Annotated in this window: 1 protein-coding gene; it reads left to right on the forward strand. The window is 35.6% G+C overall.

The window, feature by feature from the left end; genetic code table 11:
* Window positions 1-101: 101 nt before the first annotated feature.
* The coding region (locus D1831_RS14280) for a hypothetical protein (protein WP_148096388.1) at window positions 102-655 on the forward strand (554 nt) is incomplete at its 3' end.

Genomic DNA, 655 nt, shown 5'->3' on the forward strand with positions numbered 1-655 from the left:
GGATGTAAATAAAAACATTATGGAAATTCCAGCATTGATAGATAGTGAAGGTAAATTAGTTTTGACACCAGATGAAATTAAAATTGTGGGGGCTTACTTAGATGGAAACAAATGAGTTTGTGCGAACTAACGTTGTTGATTACAAATTGGATGCCACTGCGTTGGACTATGATTATCAGTTGATCTTAATTACAATTGACGATTGGAAAAAGGTGGCGGATGTGCAAAAAGATGTAATTAATCTTAAGCCGCAGTCCTGGATTACCCGAAAAAAGAATTCACAAATTTTAGTTCTGTTAAATAGAGATATCAACGTACCAAAAGGGAAAATGGGGATTACTTATGAAAAATTGGTGTTTAAAGATGTTTTAGCTGGCACTGACGGCCGGGTCTATGCTAATCATGTTTTTCAACTATTATTAAATCAGCAAAGTAATAATTCATATCTTGAGAGTGCACCAAACTTAACGTCAGAGCTAATTATTTCTCTTCCTAAGTGGGAATACAGCACCAAGATGAATAGTTATCGATATGGTGTTGTAGCAAGATTTAGCTGGGAAAGCGCCCTTATGCTGAGTGTGAGAACTTACAAACAAGTTAGCGGGAAAAATAACAATGATGAATATTTCTATTGGAACGGTGAACAGCATTGGAT

This window comes from Lactiplantibacillus garii (genome assembly GCF_003885105.1).
GTDB lineage: Bacteria > Bacillota > Bacilli > Lactobacillales > Lactobacillaceae > Lactiplantibacillus > Lactiplantibacillus garii.